At 63.1% G+C, this 18,445-nt stretch carries 12 protein-coding genes; 8 read left to right on the top strand and 4 right to left on the bottom strand.

What is annotated here, in order from left to right:
• Nucleotides 1-36: 36 nt before the first annotated feature.
• The gene (gene glnE / locus RS694_RS19310) at nucleotides 37-2,769 is read right to left on the bottom strand and encodes a bifunctional [glutamate--ammonia ligase]-adenylyl-L-tyrosine phosphorylase/[glutamate--ammonia-ligase] adenylyltransferase (protein ID WP_029706727.1); all 2,733 of its coding nucleotides are present in this window, start codon (nucleotides 2,767-2,769) and stop codon (nucleotides 37-39) included.
• A 15-nt stretch (nucleotides 2,770-2,784) separates the two neighbouring features.
• Here glnE and RS694_RS19305 point away from each other — a divergent pair, with 15 nt between their 5' ends.
• Together RS694_RS19305 and RS694_RS19300 are read left to right on the top strand one after the other, a co-directional pair.
• On the top strand, nucleotides 2,785-6,870 hold the full coding sequence (locus tag RS694_RS19305; RefSeq protein ID WP_029706726.1) for a YhdP family protein: 4,086 nt from the start codon (nucleotides 2,785-2,787) through the stop codon (nucleotides 6,868-6,870).
• A 24-nt stretch (nucleotides 6,871-6,894) separates the two neighbouring features.
• Nucleotides 6,895-7,710 (top strand): carbon-nitrogen hydrolase family protein, encoded by an 816-nt coding sequence (locus RS694_RS19300; RefSeq protein ID WP_029706725.1) that lies wholly within the window; start codon nucleotides 6,895-6,897, stop codon nucleotides 7,708-7,710.
• Nucleotides 7,711-7,762: 52 nt separating this feature from the next.
• On the opposite strand, the gene RS694_RS20625 is transcribed toward RS694_RS19300, so the two are convergent.
• Complete coding sequence (locus RS694_RS20625) at nucleotides 7,763-7,909, bottom strand: hypothetical protein (protein ID WP_162531383.1); 147 nt, start codon at nucleotides 7,907-7,909, stop codon at nucleotides 7,763-7,765.
• On the opposite strand from RS694_RS20625, the gene mltA reads away from it, so the two are divergent.
• Both mltA and RS694_RS19290 read left to right on the top strand, forming a co-directional pair.
• Nucleotides 7,842-9,053 (top strand): murein transglycosylase A, encoded by a 1,212-nt coding sequence (mltA, locus tag RS694_RS19295; RefSeq protein ID WP_029706723.1) that lies wholly within the window; start codon nucleotides 7,842-7,844, stop codon nucleotides 9,051-9,053. The two genes, RS694_RS20625 and mltA, sit on opposite strands and share 68 nt — an antisense overlap.
• A gap of 133 nt (nucleotides 9,054-9,186) precedes the next feature.
• Complete coding sequence (locus tag RS694_RS19290) at nucleotides 9,187-10,155, top strand: chemotaxis protein (RefSeq protein WP_037246819.1); 969 nt, start codon at nucleotides 9,187-9,189, stop codon at nucleotides 10,153-10,155.
• Nucleotides 10,156-10,167: 12 nt separating this feature from the next.
• Here RS694_RS19290 and RS694_RS19285 read toward each other — a convergent pair whose 3' ends face one another.
• Both RS694_RS19285 and RS694_RS19280 read right to left on the bottom strand, forming a co-directional pair.
• Nucleotides 10,168-10,794 carry a hypothetical protein gene (locus tag RS694_RS19285; RefSeq protein WP_152528784.1) on the bottom strand — a complete coding sequence of 209 codons (627 nt, stop codon included), beginning with the start codon at nucleotides 10,792-10,794 and terminating at the stop codon, nucleotides 10,168-10,170.
• A gap of 47 nt (nucleotides 10,795-10,841) precedes the next feature.
• Nucleotides 10,842-11,357, bottom strand: a complete 516-nt coding sequence (locus tag RS694_RS19280) for an Lrp/AsnC family transcriptional regulator (RefSeq protein WP_037246885.1) — start codon at nucleotides 11,355-11,357, stop codon at nucleotides 10,842-10,844.
• A gap of 118 nt (nucleotides 11,358-11,475) precedes the next feature.
• Here RS694_RS19280 and RS694_RS19275 point away from each other — a divergent pair, with 118 nt between their 5' ends.
• The 4 genes from RS694_RS19275 (at nucleotide 11,476) to secF (ending at nucleotide 18,435) form a co-directional block, all read left to right on the top strand.
• Nucleotides 11,476-15,087, top strand: a complete 3,612-nt coding sequence (locus tag RS694_RS19275) for an indolepyruvate ferredoxin oxidoreductase family protein (RefSeq protein ID WP_029706717.1) — start codon at nucleotides 11,476-11,478, stop codon at nucleotides 15,085-15,087.
• A gap of 139 nt (nucleotides 15,088-15,226) precedes the next feature.
• Nucleotides 15,227-15,556 (top strand): preprotein translocase subunit YajC, encoded by a 330-nt coding sequence (gene yajC, locus RS694_RS19270; protein WP_029706716.1) that lies wholly within the window; start codon nucleotides 15,227-15,229, stop codon nucleotides 15,554-15,556.
• A 33-nt stretch (nucleotides 15,557-15,589) separates the two neighbouring features.
• Complete coding sequence (gene secD, locus RS694_RS19265; protein ID WP_029706714.1) at nucleotides 15,590-17,470, top strand: protein translocase subunit SecD; 1,881 nt, start codon at nucleotides 15,590-15,592, stop codon at nucleotides 17,468-17,470.
• Between the two features lie 11 nt (nucleotides 17,471-17,481).
• Complete coding sequence (gene secF, locus RS694_RS19260; protein ID WP_029706713.1) at nucleotides 17,482-18,435, top strand: protein translocase subunit SecF; 954 nt, start codon at nucleotides 17,482-17,484, stop codon at nucleotides 18,433-18,435.
• Nucleotides 18,436-18,445 lie beyond the last annotated feature (10 nt).

Genomic DNA, 18,445 nt, shown 5'->3' with positions numbered 1-18,445 from the left:
CACGCAGTCCCTGTGCGGGCTAGTGGCCTAAACAGCTTATAAGCTGCCAAACACTGCGGCCCACAACGCCAGGCCTGCAGCACGCTCGGTCTGTGCCACACCGTCTTCGACCTGCGTAGGCACTTCGTCCAGCCGCGCCTTGTGCTGGATCTGGCGCAGCACGCGGTAGGCCGCGGCAGCGTTCTCGCCCACGGGTGCTGGCAACAGGCCGCACTCCTGCGCGCGCAGCAGCAGGGCAATATTGCCCACGTTGTCCAGCAGTTCCGGGTGTTTGCAGCCTTGCGACAACACCAGAAACTGCACGGCAAACTCGATGTCCACCATGCCGCCGGGGCTGTGCTTCACGTCAAACAGCGTGCCCTTCACCGGGTGGGCGCTGCGCACCTTCTCGCGCATGCTGCCAATCTCTTCGCGCAGGCCACGCTCTTCACGCACTGCGCCAATCACGGCGGCGCGCACGGCGTCGAAGCGGGCTTGCAAATCCGTGGTGCCCAACACACAGCGTGCGCGCGTGATGGCCTGGTGTTCCCAAGTCCACGCGGTGTTGCTGCCGCGCTGCTGCTGGTAGTTGGCGTAGGCGTTGAAGCTGGTCACCAGCAGGCCCGAGTTGCCGTTGGGCCGCAGCGCGGTGTCGATCTCATACAGGTCGCCCTCACCGGTCTTCACGGTGAGCCAGTTAATGAGTTTGCGCACCAGCGCGGCATAGACCTCGGGGGCGCGTTCGTCGTCATCGTCGTAGAGGAACACGATGTCCAGGTCCGAGCCGTAGCCCAGTTCCTTGCCGCCCAGCTTGCCGTAGGCAATGATGGAAAAGCGGTGGTCCGGGCGGTGTTTGTTTTTCAGGCGTGACCAGCACCAGCGGGTGGTGGTGCGCAGCACACTCTCGGCCAGCGCGCTCAGGTCGTCGGCCACCTGCTCCACAGTGAGCTTGCCTTCGAGGTCGCGCGCCAGCGTGCGGAACACCTCGGCGTGGTGGGCGCGACGCAGCAGGTTGAGCAGGTTTTCGTCGTCGTCTTCGGCGCTGCCTTGCAGTGCGTTGCGGCGGCGCTCCAGTTCGCGCTCAAAGTCGGCCGCGTCAAAACGCTCGTCCAGCATGGAGCCGCCGGCAAGCTCGTCGATCACGCCGGGGTGTTTGAGCAGGTAACGTGCGGGCCAACGCGCGGCGCCCAGCATGCGCAGCAGTCGCTCGTGCACGTTGGGGCGTTCCAGCAGCAGGGCCAGGTAGCTGTCACGGCGCAAGAGCGGTTCTATCCAGTCGACCAGGCGCACGGCGGCGGCGTCGCCCACCTTGCCCTCGGTGACCCACTGCGCGGTGCGCAGCAGCAGGCGGCCCAGCCGGGCGCGTGATTCTTCGCGCAGGCCCAGGATGCGCGGGTGCTCGCGCCAGTGGGAAATACGTTCGCGGAACGCGCCGCTCAGCAGCTCCAGCAATGCGTCAAAGTCGTCCAGCCCGGGGCCGCCGCTTTTGCCGTTGCACGTGCCTTTTTTGCAGCCACCCTGTTGCGAGCCGCCCAAGAGCGCATCAAATTCCTGCGCCACCAGTTCACGGTGGCCGTCCAGCTCACAGAGAAAGTCTGCGCTGTTCTCAAAGCCCAGCGTGGCCGCGATCCAGCCCAGATCGGTATCGGAGGTGGGCAGCACATGGGTCTGCTGGTCCTCCAGGTACTGGATGCGGTGCTCCACGCGGCGCAGGAAGATGTAGGCGCGCGCCAGGGCGTCGGCGGCGTCCTGCGGCATGAGCCCGGCGGTCACCAGGCGCTGCAGCGCACTCAGGGTGGGGCGGGTGCGCAACTCGGGGAACTGTCCGCCGCGCACCACCTGCAGCAGCTGCACAGTGAATTCAATCTCGCGGATACCGCCACGCGACAGCTTCACGTCGTTGCTGCGCTCCGGCCGGCCGGCGCTGCGTTTGCTCGCGTGTTCGCGGATCTGGCGGTGCAGTACCCGCAACGCGTCAAACACGCTGTAGTCCAGGTAACGGCGGAACACAAAGGGCACCACCACGCCGCGCAGACTTTGCGCACACGACGAACCAATGGCCTCGGCGGGTGCCACCACGCGGCTCTTGAGCCAGGCAAAACGCTCCCACTCGCGGCCCTGCACATGGAAATATTCTTCCAGCGCACCCAGCGATACGGCGGGTGGGCCGGAGTTGCCGTTGGGGCGCAGCGCCAGGTCTACGCGGAACACAAAGCCGTGTTCGGTGGTGTCGCCCACCAGCGTGTAGATGGCGCGTACCAGCTTGCCAAAGTACTCCTGGTTGGAGATGCGGCCGCGGCCTTCGCTGTTGCCGGCGGTTTCGCCGTCGTGGTCGTAGATGTAGATCAGGTCAATGTCGCTGGACACATTGAGCTCGCGTGCGCCCAGCTTGCCCATGCCGATGATGCACAGCTGTGCCGGTTCGCCCTGTGGTCCCAGTGGCGCACCGTGTACGGCATTGAGGGACTGGCAACTCTCGGTGTAGGCCACCTGCAAGGCGATTTCGGCCAGTTCGGTCATGGCGCCGGTGATCACTTGCAGGTCCACGCCCTTGTCGCAGTCCAGGCCCACCAGGCGCTCCAGCACCAGTTGGCGCGTGGTGCGCAGCGCGGTGGAGGCATCGGCTCCATCGGCCCGCAGCACGTCATACAGCGCCTGTATGGATTGCCGCCCAGGCGTGCCGGGTGCCAGAAGCCCGAGTTGTGTGGCGTAGCGGCGCTGGATGCGCTGGCCAAAACGCGACCCTCCAGACAGAGGAGGAGGCCCATTGCGGGTGATAATTCCTGACATGGTTTTCAAAGCACGATGATTGAACAGTCGCCAACCCCTACGCCCTGGCTCAAGGCGGGTGCCGTGGTCGCCCATTGGGCGATGGGCTTGCTGTCCTTAGCGTGGATCACGGTGGCGCTGGTCTGGGGAGGCTTGCATTTTCTGATTGTGCCGCGAATCGGGGAATTGCGTCCGTGGCTGGAACAGCAGGCCACACGCACTCTGGGGGTGACCGTACGCATTGGTGCCATCACCGCGCGCTCCAACGGCCTGATCCCTTCGTTTGAACTCAACAATATCAGCCTGATCGATGCGCAGGGGCGCGAAGCCTTGCGCCTGCCCTCGGTGCTGGCGGCGCTCTCTCCGCGTTCGGTCATCGGTCTCGGGTTTGAGCAGCTCTATGTGGAAGGGTTGGTGCTGGAAGTGCGGCGCACGGCAGATGGCCGCATCTGGGTGGCCGGTATGCCGGTGCCCGATACCCAAACCGAAGACGGCAAGGCTGCAGACTGGGTTTTCTCGCAAACCGAGCTGGCCATACGCCATGGCTCGGTGCACTGGACCGACGAGATGCGCTCCGCCGTCCCGCTGGTGCTCAATGATGTGGACATGGTGCTGCGCAACGGGCCGCGCACCCATTCTCTGCGGGTGGATGCGACCCCACCGCCCGAGTGGGGCTCGCGCTGGAGTGCCTCCGGGGTCTTTAAACAACCGCTGCTGGAGCGCAGTGCCGGCCAGTGGAAGCAGTGGCAAGGGCAGCTCTACGCCAGTTTCCCGCAGGTGGACCTGGCGCATTTGCGCCAGTATGTGGACGTGGGCGTGGACCTGGCGCACGGTGCGGGTGCCCTGCGCGCCTGGGCCGATGTCGACAAGGGCGTGGTCACCGGGGCCACGGCCGATGTACAGATGAATGGTGTGCAGGTGACGGCCGGCGCGCGCCTGCAGCCTCTGGCTCTGCGCAATGTGTCGGGCCGCGTGGGCATACAGCAGTTGCAGGGTGGTACCGAGTATTTCACCCACGCATTGCAGTTTGAAACCGAAGATGGCCTGCACTGGCCTGGAGGCAATGTGGCGCTGCGCACCTATGCCGCCGAAGGCCGCAACCCCGCACGCGGGGAGATCACCGCCGACAAGCTGGACTTGGCAGCCATGGCGCAGATCGCGCAGCGGCTGCCGGTGGGCGACACGGCGCACAAGCTGATGGGCAATATCGCGCCGCGTGGGCTGGTGGAGAGTTTGCAAGGCAACTGGCGCGGCCCGCTGGAGCAACTGGAGGGGTATGCGGCCAAGGGGCGCATCAGCCAACTCACGGTGCCGGGCGGAGACTTCAACGGTGTGAAGCGCCTGGGTATTCAGGGGCTCAATGCCGACTTTGACCTCAACCAGATGGGCGGCAAGGCCCAACTGGTGCTGGACAAGGGCATTTTTGACGCCTACGGCATTCTGGAAGAGGCAGCCGTCCCCTTTGACCAACTGCGTGCCGATGTGCAGTGGCAACGTGACGGCCAGTCCCTCACCGTGTCGGCCTCGAACGTGCGTTTTGCCAACGCCGATGCGCAGGGCGAGTTGCAGTTCAAGTGGCAGTCCGCGCCCGCCACGTCTGGCGCAACAGCGGGACCTGGCGTGCTGGACCTGGAAGGCAGCCTGAGCCGCGCTGAGGGCACCCGTGTGCACCGCTACCTGCCACTGGAGCTGGACAAAGAGGTGCGTGACTATGTGCGCGATGCGGTGCTGGGTGGCAGTGCCAGCGCGGTGAAGTTCAAGCTCAAAGGCGACTTGGCGCGTTTTCCCTACAGCGACGCGAAGCAGGGCGACTTCCGCATTTCAGCCGATGTGCGCAACGCCAGTTATGCCTATGTGCCTAGCAGTTTGCTGCACAAGGGCAGTCTGCCCTGGCCGGCTCTGCAGCAGGTCTCGGGCGAGCTGGTGATTGACCATGCCACGCTGCAGGTCAAAAACGCCAGCGCCACGCTGGTGAATGGCCGCAACCTGCAGATCAGCAAGGCAGAAGCCACGGTCAGCCAACTGTACGGCGACGCCCAGGTGGCCGTCAGCCTGGAGGCCAAAGGGCCGCTCACCGAGGTGCTGGGTTTTGTCAACGGCTCACCGCTGGGCGCGCTGATCAACAAGGTGCTGGCCAAAACCACGGCCAGCGGGAATGCGGACTACCGTGTCAAAGTGGCTTTTCCGATCCGGGACGTGGAGCGCGCAACGGCGCAGGGCACGGTGACACTGGCGGGCAATGACGTGCAGTTGTCTCCTGAGACGCCGCGCCTGACCCGGGCCCGCGGCCAGCTCGGATTCACCGAGACCGGCATCACGGTCACCGGCGGCCAAGCCCGCGCCGTGGGCGGTGACGTGCGCATTGACGGCGGCTTGAGTGTCCTGACCGGCACCGCTGCGGCGCAAAAGGCAGGCCCCCAAGTCCTGCGCATCCAGGGCACGGCCACGGCCGAGGGCCTGCGCCAGGCCAAAGAGCTGGGCGTGGTGGCGCGTATGGCGCAGTACGCCACGGGCACCGGCAGCTACTCCGCCACGCTGGGTCTGCGCGGCGGTGTGCCCGAGGTGTTGCTCACCAGTTCGCTGACCGGCATGGCGCTGAACCTGCCCGCGCCGTTTAGCAAGATCGCTGAAACACCCATGCCCCTGCGCCTGGAGACCACAGCGGTGCGCAGCTCGCTGGTGCCCGACACGAGTGGCACGGTGCATGCGCAGGACCAGTTGCAACTGGACGTGGGACGCCTGGCCAGCGTGACCTATGTGCGTGATGTATCGGGCGCAGAGGCCCGCGTGCTGCGTGGTGCGATTGCCGTAGGGCTGGCAGCGGACGAGTCGGCACCCATGCCCAGCGAGGGCGTGGTGGCGAATATCAATGTGCAGCGTGCCGACCTGGACGCTTGGAGCTCCGTGTTGTCCAGCGCCTCGGGCAGCGCGCCGTCGGCCAGCAATCTGGCAGACATGAGCTATCTGCCCACCAGCCTGGCCGTGCGTGCCACCGAGCTGGTGATGGGCGGGCGCCAGATCAACAAAGTGGTGGTGGGCGGTGGGCGCGACGGCCTGTTGTGGCGTGCCAATCTAGATGCCACCGAACTCAGCGGTTACGTGGAGTACCGCCAGCCGGTGGGCGCGGCCGCCGGGCGTTTTTATGGCCGCCTGGCGCGCCTGTCTATTGGCCAGAGTACCGCGCAGGAAGTGGAGAGCCTGCTGGATGACCAGCCCTCCAGCATCCCCGCGCTGGATGTGGTGGTGGAAGACTTTGAACTGCGTGGCAAGAAGCTGGGCCGCGTGGAAGTGGATGCGGTGAACCTGGGGGCGGCAGGGCCGCGCGACGGTCCGCGCGAGTGGCGCCTGAACCGCTTCAACATCATCACGCCCGAAGCGGTGCTCACCGCCTCAGGCAACTGGACCAACATCAACGCACAGGCTGCGTCTGCGCCGAGCGGGTCGCGTCGCAACATCCGCGAGCGCCGCCGCACGGTGATGAACTTCAAACTCGACATCAACGATGCGGGTGTGCTGCTGGAGCGTTTTGCCATGCCCGGCGTAGTGCGCAGAGGCCAGGGCAAGATCGAAGGCCAGGTGGCCTGGATGGGCTCGCCCATCACGCTGGACTACCCCAGCCTGGGCGGCAACTTCAATGTGAATGTGGAAACCGGCCAGTTCCTCAAGGCCGATCCTGGCATTGCCAAATTGCTGGGCGTGCTGAGCCTGCAGTCGCTGCCGCGACGCCTGACGCTGGATTTCCGCGATGTGTTCAGCGAAGGTTTTGCCTTTGACTTTTTGCGCGGTGACGTGGCCATCGAGCAAGGCATTGCGCGCACGACCAACCTGCAGATGAAGGGTGTCAACGCCGTCGTGTTGATGGACGGACAGGCGGACATTGCCAAAGAAACCCAGGCCATCAAGGTGGTGGTGATCCCCGAGATTAATGCCGGCAGCGCGTCGCTGATTGCGTCGGCCATCAACCCGCTGATTGGTTTGAGCACCTTCCTCGCGCAGGTGATCCTGCGCGGCCCACTGATGCAGGCCGCCACGCAGGAGCTGTTTATCGACGGCACCTGGGTGGAACCCCGCGTGACCAAGGTGGAGCGCAAGACGGCGCCCGCCGCGCCTGCCAAAGAATAGTGTGAACAGAGCCCAGGAGCCCCGATGAAAGTTGCCGCAATCCAGATGGTGTCTACCGGCGTGTTGGCCGAGAACCTGGCCCAGGCCGGCGTGCTGCTGGCCCAGGCCGCGCAGGCCGGTGCCGAGCTGGCCGTGTTGCCCGAGTATTTCTGCCTGATTGGCCAGCACGACAGCGACAAACTCGCCATCCAGGAAGACTTTGGCAGCGGCCCCATGCAGGACTTTCTGGCCAACGCAGCACGTACCCACGGGCTGTGGATCGTCGCAGGCACGCTGCCACTGCGCGCCACGCAGAAAGACCGCGTTTTCAACAGCAGCCTGACGTTCAATCCGCAAGGGCAATGTGTGGCGCGTTACGACAAGATCCACCTGTTCCGCTTTGACAACGGCACCGAGCGTTATGACGAATCCCGCGTACTGGAGCGCGGTGGCACGCCCACCCACTTTGCGCTGCCGTCCAAGGACGGACACACCTGGAATGTGGGCATGAGTGTGTGTTACGACCTGCGCTTCCCTGAGCTTTACCGCGGGTATGCGCAGGCGGGTGTGGACCTGATTCTGGTGCCCAGCGCCTTCACCCATACCACGGGCCAGGCGCACTGGGAGGTGCTGCTGCGCGCCCGTGCCATTGAGAACCTGAGTTTTGTGGCCGCCGCGGCCCAGGGCGGTGTGCACCCCAATGGGCGCCACACTTGGGGCCAGTCCATTCTGATCGACCCCTGGGGCCAGGTACTGGGGCAGCAGGCGCAGGAGGCCGGTGTGGTGCTGGCCGATCTGGACGCCAGTGCGCTGGCCCAGCGCCGCAGCCAGTTGCCGGCGCTGCAGCACCGTATTCTCTAGATGGTTTTAATTGCTATAAATTCAGTAGCTGCTTGCGCAGGCTGCATAAGGGCTAAAGGCCTTTTTTGTCTGAATTTTTGTCCACGGACGATGTATCGTCTGGCAGCTCGCCGTTCTTGCGGCCCGCAAACATGGTCCACCAGATGATGCCTACGAACAGAAATCCAGCGCCCAGCGCTTCCAGCAATAACAGTGTCATGAATTGGCTCCTGGCCCACACAGGTGTGCGGTGGGCTGTGCTGGCGATTGTAGGAATGCTGGCCGCCTGCGGCAGCGCGCCGCCGCTGTACCCCCCATCGCGGGCGCCGGTGGTCAGCGTACCGAGTAGTGCGCCTGTCAACGTGGCCGGTACGCTCAACCGCGGCCCGGGCCGCTGGGTGCCGGTGGCGTGGTCGGAGCTGCCGGGCTTTGGCGAAGACAGTTTGTACGAAGCCTGGAACGCCTGGATCAAAAGCTGCGAACGTGCGGTGCCGCCGTTCACCGCGCTGTGTGGGGATGTGCGGCGCCTGAGCATTGGCAGCCCTGAAGAGCAGCGCGCCTGGATGCAGTCGCGCCTGCAGCCGTACCGCGTGGAGTCGGCGCAGGGCGACCCCAATGGGCTGCTCACCAGTTATTACGAGCCGATACTGGAAGCCAGCCGCGTGCCGCGCGCCGGTTTTGCGGTGCCGCTGTACCAGCCGCCCGCCAATCTGGCCCAGCGCAAGCCCTGGTTCACGCGCCAGGAAATGGACACCCTGCCCGAAGCCCAGGCGGCGCTGCAGGGCCGTGCGATTGTTTATCTGGCCGACCCGATCGATGCGCTGGTGCTGCAGATCCAGGGCTCCGGCCGCGTGCGTGTGACGGAGGCCGATGGCCGCCAGCACTGGACGCGTCTGGCCTATGCGGGCACCAACGACCAACCCTACCGCAGCGTGGGCCGCTGGCTGCTGGACCAGGGACTGATCAAGGACGCCTCCTGGCCCGGCATCAAGGAATGGCTGGCGCAAAACCCGCAGCGCCAGCAGGAGCTGCTGTGGAGCAATCCGCGCATGGTGTTTTTCCGCGAAGAAGCGATCCCTGATCTGGAAGCCGTTGCCGGGCCCAAGGGCGCACAGGGTGTGCCACTGACACCGGGGCGCTCCATCGCGGTAGATCCGGCCAGTATTCCCTACGGTGCGCCGGTCTGGCTGGTCTCCAACGGACCGCAGACCAACCTGCAAAAACTGGTGCTCGCGCAGGACACCGGCAGTGCCATCACCGGCGCGGTGCGCGCCGACTACTTTGCTGGCTGGGGTGCACAGGCTGGTGAGCTGGCCGGGCGCATGCGCCAGCCGCTTCAGTTGTGGGTGCTGTGGCCGAAATAGATGGCACGGTTCAGCCCCCGGCTGCTTGCCTATACGATCCACAATGCAATGTGCAAAATAAGGGTAAACAGGCCCTAGACCGCGCTACCATGGGCGCAGTAGACTTTCTGTGCATAACAAACGGAAGATAAAAATGAGCAGCATGAAAGACATTGACGAGCGGACCAATCTGGCTGGAAACAGCATGTTTGAGCTGCTGCTGTTCCGTTTGGGCGAGGCCGAACACTCCGAGCGGCGTGAGTCGTTTGGTATCAACGTGTTCAAGGTGCGCGAAATTCTGGTGATGCCCGAGATCACCGCCATGGTCAACTCACCACCCGAAGTCATGGGTGTGGCCAATATTCGCGGCCAGATGATCACCGTAATCAACCTGCCCATGGTGGTGGGTTGCCGGCCCACCAAGGGCCTGGGCATCCTGCTGGTCACCGAGTTCGCGCGAACCACGCAGGCCTTTGCGGTCGAAGAAGTCAACGAAATCGTGCGTCTGGAGTGGAAACACGTGTTGTCCGCTGAAAACAGCGGCGGCGGTCTGGTCACCAGCATCGCGCGGCTCGATGGTGCAGCCGAAGACACCCGTCTGGCCCAGGTGCTGGACGTGGAGCAGATCCTGCGCAATGTGTTCCCCAACGAACACCAGGCGCTGCCCGAAGGCGCAAACGTCGCCAAGGTGCATTTGCCTCCAGGCACCATCGTGGTGGCGGCCGACGACTCACCCGTGGCCCGCATGATGCTGGAGCAGGGCCTCAAGGCCATGGGCATCCCCTACGTGATGGGCAAGAACGGCGAAGAGGCCTGGCACATGCTGGGAGACATCCACACCAAGGCAGCCGCCGAAGGCAAGACTGCGCGTGACAAGGTGGCGCTGGTGCTGACCGATCTGGAAATGCCGGTGATGGACGGCTTCACGCTGACGCGCAACATCAAGCAGGACACCCGTTTCAAGAACATCCCGGTGATCATCCATTCGTCGTTGACGGGAACCACCAACGAAGGCCATGTGAAGAGTGTGGGCGCCGACGGTTACGTGGCCAAATTCGTTGCCGAAGAACTGTCCAGCACCATCAATGACGTGCTCCAACGCACCGCGCTCGTCGCGCGTTAGTCGCTGACAGGTTTAACGCGCGGTCACGCGCACCTGCACGTCGGTGCGCGACTGGGTCGAAACCCGGGCGCCACCGGCCAGCCCGGACTGCTGGTCCTGGCTGCTCTGCTCGGACTGCGCCACCGTACTCCACTCCCCTAGCGGAACCACCACCACACTCGTGGTGCTGCTGTTGTTCTGCAACGCACCCACGGCATTCGCTGCGTTCCCTGGCGCCTGTTGCGCCGCAATTTCCAGCTCCACCACGTCCGAGCCATCCCAGCGCGGTGTGGCGCTGAAGCCGGTGCCGGCCTGTATCAGCAAGGTGCCCTGGGTGGTGACCAGCCGGCCATCGCGCAGCCAGGTCTGGAACACGCGCAGCGGCCAGACCGTGCCCAGCGCAATACGCGCGCTGCGCCCGTTAAGCACCAGCACCAGTTGGCTGGCACTGGACGACTGTTGCGACTGGCGCTGCTGCAGTCGCAACGTGCCCTGCACTGCTACCTGGCCCTGGCTGTCGATCTGCACCCCGCCTGCGCTGCCAGCCTCATTGCGCTGGCTCTCGCCCGACTGCACCTGGCGCACCTCGATCTGCAGGTTGCGCAGTGGCAATGTGGCTGGATTTGCTATCGAATCAGGAGCTGCTTGCGCATACTGCATAAGGGCTAGAGGCCCAAATGATGCATGAATAAGGATGTCGCGCCGTTTCATGCCCGGCCTCGGGTCGCCGTAGACGTGGCCGCAGGCTGCGGCTGCAGGTGGCCCAGCGGCAAGGCGCTGCTGGCCTTCACCTCACCCAGCGAGAAGCTGGTGTGCAGGTCTTTCACATTGGGCAGGTTAATCAGCACTTCGCGCGCAAACTGGCTGAAGGTGGCCAGGTCGCGGCTCACCACCTGCAGCTCAAAGGTGCCGGTGCCGCTGATGTAGTGGCAGCTGATGACCTCGGGGATGGTGCGTATCGCTTCTTCCAGTGCCTGCAGCACATCACCGCTGTTGCGGTTGGCGTCCAGCCGCACAAAGGCCAACACGCCCAAGCCCATTTTCTGGCGGTTGATCTCGGCGCGGTAGCCGGTGATGAAGCCGCTGTCTTCCAGTGACTTCACGCGCCGCCAGCAGGGCGCGGCACTCAGGCCCACACGGGTGGCCAGTTCGGCGTTGCTGAGGCGGCCGTCGTTTTGCAACTCGTTCAGGATGGCGATGTCGAATCGGTCAAGTGTTTCCATAAATGCCATTATGGAGAAAGAATCTTTCTTTGCAAGTCGGTATTCGGGCAAAGAACGCAAAGACATATCCGCTTTGCAGGCATACACTTTGCCGAACAAAAACACGGAGACAAGCACCATGAATGCACCCCTCAACCGGGACCTGCCCGCGCACATCCGCACGGCGCTGGCGACGGTCACCCTCGACGACAAATACGCGCTGGACTACGGCCACGCCTTCATGAGCGGGGTGCAGGCCCTGGTCAAGCTGCCGATGCTGCAGCGTGTGCGCGACATGCGCCTGGGCAAGAACACGGCCGGGTTTATCAGCGGCTACCGCGGCTCGCCGCTGGGTACCTATGACCAATCGCTGGTCAAGGCCGAAAAGTACCTCAAGGCGCACCACGTGGTCTTTCAGCCCGGCGTCAACGAAGAGCTGGCTGCCACCGCACTGTGGGGTACACAACAACTGGGCTTTGCACCGCCCGGCTCCAACAAATACGACGGCGTGTTTGGCATCTGGTACGGCAAGGGTCCGGGTGTAGACCGCTGCTCCGATGTGTTTAAACACGCCAACATGGCCGGCACCACCGAGTGGGGGGGGGTGATTGCGGTGGCGGGGGATGACCACATCTCCAAGAGCAGTACCGCCGCGCACCAGAGCGACCACATCTTCAAGGCCTGCGGCACGCCGGTGTTTTTCCCGGCCAATGTGCAGGAGATTCTGGACCTCGGTATCCACGCTTTTGCCATGAGCCGCTTCTCGGGTGTGTGGGCGGGCATGAAGACGATTCAGGAAATTGTCGAGTCCAGCGCCACGGTGATGATTGATCCGGACCGCGTCCAGATCAAAACGCCGACCGATTTCATCATTCCCCCGGGCGGCCTGCATATCCGCTGGCCGGACCACGCGCTGGAGCAGGAGGCGCGTTTGTTTGACTACAAGTGGTACGCCGCGCTGGCCTACATCCGCGCCAACCGCCTCAACTACAACGTCATCGAAGGCAAAAACGACCGCTTCGGCCTCATCGCCAGCGGCAAGGCCTACAACGACACACGCCAGGCGCTCCTCGATCTGGGGCTGGACGATGTCACCTGCCAGCGCCTCGGCATTCGCCTGCACAAGGTCGGCGTGGTCTGGCCACTGGAAGCACAACTGACGCGCGAATTCGCCACCGGCTTGCAGGAAATTTTGGTGGTCGAAGAGAAGCGCCAAGTCATCGAATACCAGCTGAAAGAAGAGCTATACAACTGGCGCCCCGATGTGCGGCCCACCGTGCTGGGCAAGTTCAACGAGGTGGACACCGGTGACCAGTTTGGCGCGGGCGGTGAATGGTCCATGCCTAATCCGACGGCGAACACACTCTTGCGTGCCAATGCCGATCTGTCGCCCGCCATCATTGCGCGGGCGATTGCCCAGCGCATCAAGAAGCTGGGTGTGGACGCCGACACGGCCGCACGCATCGATGCGCAATTGGCGATCCTGGAGGCCAAAGAGCGTGCCATGCACGTGATTGAGTTGTCAGGTGCCAAGAGCGCGGACCGCCAGCCCTGGTTCTGCTCGGGCTGCCCGCACAACACCTCGACCAAGGTGCCCGAAGGTTCGCGCGCCATGGCCGGCATTGGTTGCCATTTCATGACCATCTGGATGGACCGCAGCACAGACGGTTTCACGCAAATGGGTGGCGAAGGCGTGCCGTGGGTGGGGCAACAACCTTTCACCCACGACAAACACATCTTTGCCAACCTGGGCGACGGCACCTACTTCCACAGCGGTTTGCTCGCAGTGCGCCAAAGCATCGCGGCGGGTGTCAACATCACCTACAAGATTCTCTACAACGACGCGGTGGCCATGACCGGCGGCCAGCAGGTGGGTGAGCGGCCCGAAGGGCACTCGGTGGTACAGATTGCGCAGAGCATGCGCGCCGAAGGCGCCGTGAAGATCATCATCGTGACCGACGAGCCGGAAAAGTACGACGATGTGAAGGGCCTGCCCGACGGTATCGCCATCGAGCACCGTGATGAACTCGACCGCATCCAGCGTGAATTCCGCGAGATCAAAGGCACCAGCGTCATCATTTACGACCAGACCTGTGCGACGGAGAAGCGCCGCCGCCGCAAGCGCGGCACGCTGGTCGATCCCGCCACGCGGGTGGTCATCAACGAGCTGGTCTGCGAAGGCTGTGGCGACTGCGGCGTGCAAAGCAACTGCATGAGCGTGGAGCCGCTGGAAACCGAATTCGGCCGCAAGCGCCAGATCAACCAGAGCAGCTGCAACAAGGACATGAGCTGCCTCAAGGGCTTTTGCCCCAGCTTTGTGACCGTGGAAGGCGGCAAGCTGCGCAAGAAAAAGGCCGCGAAGGACAGCACGGCCTGGCCCAGCCTGCCGCAGCCGACCATTCCCGATGTACACGGCGTACCCGGTGGCGTCTGGGGCACTATCGTGGCGGGTGTGGGTGGCACGGGTGTCATCACCATTGGCCAGTTGCTCGGTGTAGCCGCGCATCTGGAAGGCAAGGGCATCGTCACGCAGGACGCCGGGGGCCTGGCGCAAAAAGGCGGCGCCACCTGGAGCCATGTGCTCATTGGTGCGACGCAAGACGGTATCCGCACCACGCGGGTGGGCATGGCCTCAGCGGACCTGGTGATTGGCTGCGACCCGATCGTGGTGGCGGGCAAGGAAACGTTATTGCGCCTGCGCCAGGGCCGTTCGCATGTGGCGCTCAACTCCAACAGCGCGCCCACCGCCGCCTTCGTCAAGAACGCCGACTGGGCCAACCCCGGAGAACAGTGTGTGGCGGATATCGCCAAGGCCGTTGGGCCGGACGCGGTGGGCACGCTGGACGCCGACGCCATGGCCACGCAGTTCATGGGCGACAGCATCTATACCAACCCCATCATGCTGGGCTTTGCCTGGCAAAAGGGCTGGATTCCGCTGGGGCTGGAATCGCTGATGCGCGCCATCGAACTCAATGGCGTGGCCGTGGAGCAGAACAAGACGGCGTTCGAGTGGGGCCGCCGCGCCGCGCACGATGGCGTTGCGGTGCAACGTGTTTTGAACCCCGGCCAGGTTATCGCCTTCACGCCGCGCCAGACGCAGTCGCTGGAGACCATGGTGGCCAAACGTGTGGAGTTTCTAACCGCTTACCAAAACGCTGCTTACGCCGAGCGTTACGCGGCGTTTGTGGACCAGGTGCGGCAGGCCGAGACCCGCGCCGTGGCCGGTGACGCCACGCCACTGGCCCAGGCGGTGGCGCGTTACCTGTTCAAACTGATGGCCTACAAGGACGAGTACGAAGTGGCACGTCTGCATAGCGATGGCACATTCCGCGCCAAGATCGAGGCACAGTTTGAAGGGGACTTCAGCCTGCACTACCACCTGGCCCCGCCCCTGTGGGCCCGCAAAAATGACAAGGGCGAGTTGCAAAAGCAGAAGTTCGGGCCCGCGATGGGCTTGGCGTTCAAGCTGTTGGCACGCCTCAAGGGCCTGCGTGGCACCGCACTCGATGTGTTTGGCTACACCCAGGAGCGCCGTGAGGAGCGGGCCTTGGTGCTGGAATACCAGGACGCCGTGGCCGCCATGCTCCCGGTGCTCAATGCGGGCAACCGCGATGCAGCCTTGGCCTTTGCCCGGGTACCCGAGCAAATTCGCGGTTTTGGCCATGTCAAAGCCCGGCATCTGGCAGCTGCGCGTACCCAATGGGAACTTTTGCAGGCGCAATTCCACCAACCAAGAGCCCGCGTGGCTTAGGGCCATGGCCCAAGGGGCCGGGCCTTGCACTCCGGCCCCTTACAATGACCGGTTGTCTGCCCCGGGGCGGCGCGCTTGTGCGCGGCGTTTGGCCGGGGTGGTCCGTTTTTTCCTTTGACCCAATTTGTGGAGTTCGCCTGTGTTTATTTCTTCCGCTTTCGCCCAAACCGCTCCTGCCGCTGCTGGCGGAGACATGCAATCCTCGCTCATGAGCATGCTGCCGCTGGTGCTGATGTTTGTGGTGCTGTACTTCGTGATGATTCGCCCCCAGATGAAGAAGCAAAAGGAACACAAGGCCATGATTGAAGCCATCGCCAAGGGTGATGAAGTCGTGACCGCCGGTGGCATCCTGGGCAAGGTCAGCAAGCTGGGCGAAAGCTTTGTGGGCCTGGAAGTGTCCAATGGCGTGGAAGTGCAAATCCAGCGCAGCGCTGTGGTGCAGGTTCTGCCCAAGGGTTCCATCAAGTAATTTCGGTCACCATTAACTGAGTCAAGCGCGATCATGAACCGTTATCCGGTGTGGAAATACGCGATCATTCTGGTCGCGCTCTTGGTGGCAGGGCTGTATGCCCTGCCGAATTTTTTTGGTGAATCCCCTGCGGTGCAGGTGTCGACTGCCAAAGCCTCCATCAAAATGGATGCTGCAGCCCTTGGCCGGGTGGAAGAGGCCCTGAAGGCGGCGGGTATCACGGCCGAAGCCGTGAGTCTGGATGGCACGTCCATCAAGGCGCGCTTCCCGAATACCGATGCCCAGATCACGGCCAAGGACGTGATCCAGAAGGCCTTTAATCCGGACCCCGCCAATCCGGATTACGTGGTGGCCCTCAATCTGTTGTCCCGTTCACCTGCGTGGTTGACCTCTCTGCATGCTTCGCCCATGTACCTGGGGCTGGACTTGCGCGGTGGTGTGCACTTCATGCTGCAGGTGGACATGCAGGCGGCGCTGAGCAAAAAGGCCGAATCGCTGGCCGGTGACATCCGCACGGCGCTGCGCGAGAAAAATGTGCGCCACAGCGGTATCAACCGCAACGGCCAAACCATTGAAATTCGTTTCCGCGACGCGCAAACCGCAGAAGCCGCACGGCGTATCGTGCAGGACCAGTTCGCCGATCTGGACATGGTGCAAAGCGCAGATGGCAGTGAGTTCAAGATCGTGGCCTCCATCAAACCGGCTGCAGCACGCACGGTGCAGGAGCAGGCCCTCAAGCAAAACATCACCACCCTGCACAACCGCATCAATGAGCTGGGCGTAGCCGAGCCGGTGATCCAGCAGCAGGGACTGGACCGCATCGTGGTGCAACTGCCTGGTGTGCAAGACACGGCCAAGGCCAAGGACATTCTGGGACGCACTGCCACACTGGAAATCCGCATGGTGGATGACGGTAGCGATGCGCGCGCCGCCGAAGTCGGCTCGGGCGTAGTGCCTTTCGGTTCCGAGCGTTATCTGGAGCGCAATGGCCAGGCCGTGATCGTGAAGAAGCAGGTGATCCTCACAGGTGACAACCTGACCGATGCACAGCCTGGCTTTGACAGCCAGACCCAGGAGCCCACCGTCAATCTGTCGCTGGACGCCAAGGGCGCACGTATCTTCCGCGATGTGACGCGCGAAAGCATTGGCAAACGCATGGCCATACTGTTGTTTGAAAAAGGCAAGGGCGAAGTGGTCACTGCGCCGGTAATTCGCTCCGAAATCGGTGGCGGTCGGGTGCAAATTTCTGGCGCCATGACCATCGTGGAAGCCAATGACACAGCGCTACTGCTGCGCGCCGGTTCGCTGGCTGCGCCCATGGAAATCATTGAAGAGCGCACCATCGGTCCCAGCCTGGGCGCCGAAAACATCACCAAGGGCTTTCACAGCGTGACCTGGGGGTTTGTGGCCGTGGCCATCTTCATGTGTATCTACTACATGCTGTTTGGCGTGATCTCCAGCGTTGCGCTGGCGTTTAACCTGCTGCTTCTGGTGGCGGTGTTGTCCATGCTGCAGGCCACGCTCACGCTGCCGGGTATGGCGGCCATGGCGCTGGTGCTGGGTATGGCGATTGACGCCAACGTGCTGATCAACGAGCGTGTGCGCGAAGAGCTGCGTAATGGCGCCTCACCACAGGCCGCCATCCATGCCGGTTACGACCGCGCCTGGGCCACCATCATCGATTCCAACGTGACCACCCTGATCGCCGGCTTGGCTTTGCTGGCCTTTGGTTCCGGTCCGGTGCGCGGCTTTGCCGTGGTGCACTGTCTGGGCATTCTGACAAGCATGTTCTCCGGGGTTTTCTTCTCCAGAGGCGTGGTAAATTTGTGGTACGGTCGACAAAAGAAATTAAAAACAGTGTCCATTGGGACGGTTTGGCGCCCTGATTCCGGCAATCAGGTCACACCGAACTAAAGGGAAACGGCATGGAATTCTTCAAAATCCACCGTGACATTCCGTTTATGCGGCATGCACGGTTGTTCAATCTGGTGTCGTTCGTCACTTTTGTGGCGGCGGTCTTCTTCCTTTTCTCCCGTGGCCTGCATCTGTCGGTGGAATTCACCGGTGGCACCTTGATGGAGGTCAGCTACTCCCAGCCCGCGGACTTGAATGTGGTGCGTAGCGCCATTGACAAGTTGGGCATCAAGGACGTGCAGGTGCAAAACTTTGGCACAGCACAAGACGTCCTGATCCGCATGCCGGTGCAAAAAGGCACAACATCGGGCCAGCAAAGTGAAGCGGTCATGGGCGCGCTCAAGGCCGCGGATGCTTCCGCGACCATGCGCCGTACCGAGTTTGTGGGCCCCCAGGTGGGGGACGAGCTGGCAGCCGATGGCCTCAAGGCACTGGCTTTTGTGGTGGTGGGCATCATGCTCTATCTGGCCATCCGCTTCGAATGGAAATTCGCGGTGGCCGCCATCATTGCCAACCTGCATGATGTGATCATCATCCTGGGTTTCTTTGCGTTTTTCCAGTGGGAGTTTTCCTTGCCTGTGCTGGCCGCCGTGCTCGCCGTGCTGGGTTATTCGGTGAACGAGTCGGTGGTTATCTTTGACCGGATTCGCGAGAACTTCCGCCGCTACCGCAAGATGAATACCGAGGAGATCATCAACAACGCGATCACCTCCACCATCAGCCGGACCATCATCACCCATGCCTCCACACAAATGATGGTGCTGTCCATGCTGCTGTTTGGTGGCGCCACACTGCATTACTTTGCGCTGGCGCTGACCATTGGCATTTTGTTTGGCATCTACTCTTCGGTGTTTGTTGCGGCGTCCATTGCCATGTGGCTGGGTATCCAGCGCGAAGACCTGATCAAGGGCCCTGTCAAGAAAGACACCGATCCATCGGACCCCAACGCTGGCGCCACGGTCTGAGCCTTTTCTG

This window comes from Rhodoferax saidenbachensis, from assembly GCF_001955715.1.
In the GTDB taxonomy this organism is placed as follows: Bacteria; Pseudomonadota; Gammaproteobacteria; order Burkholderiales; family Burkholderiaceae_C; genus Allorhodoferax; species Allorhodoferax saidenbachensis.
This window is presented reverse-complemented; position numbering and strand designations above follow the sequence as displayed.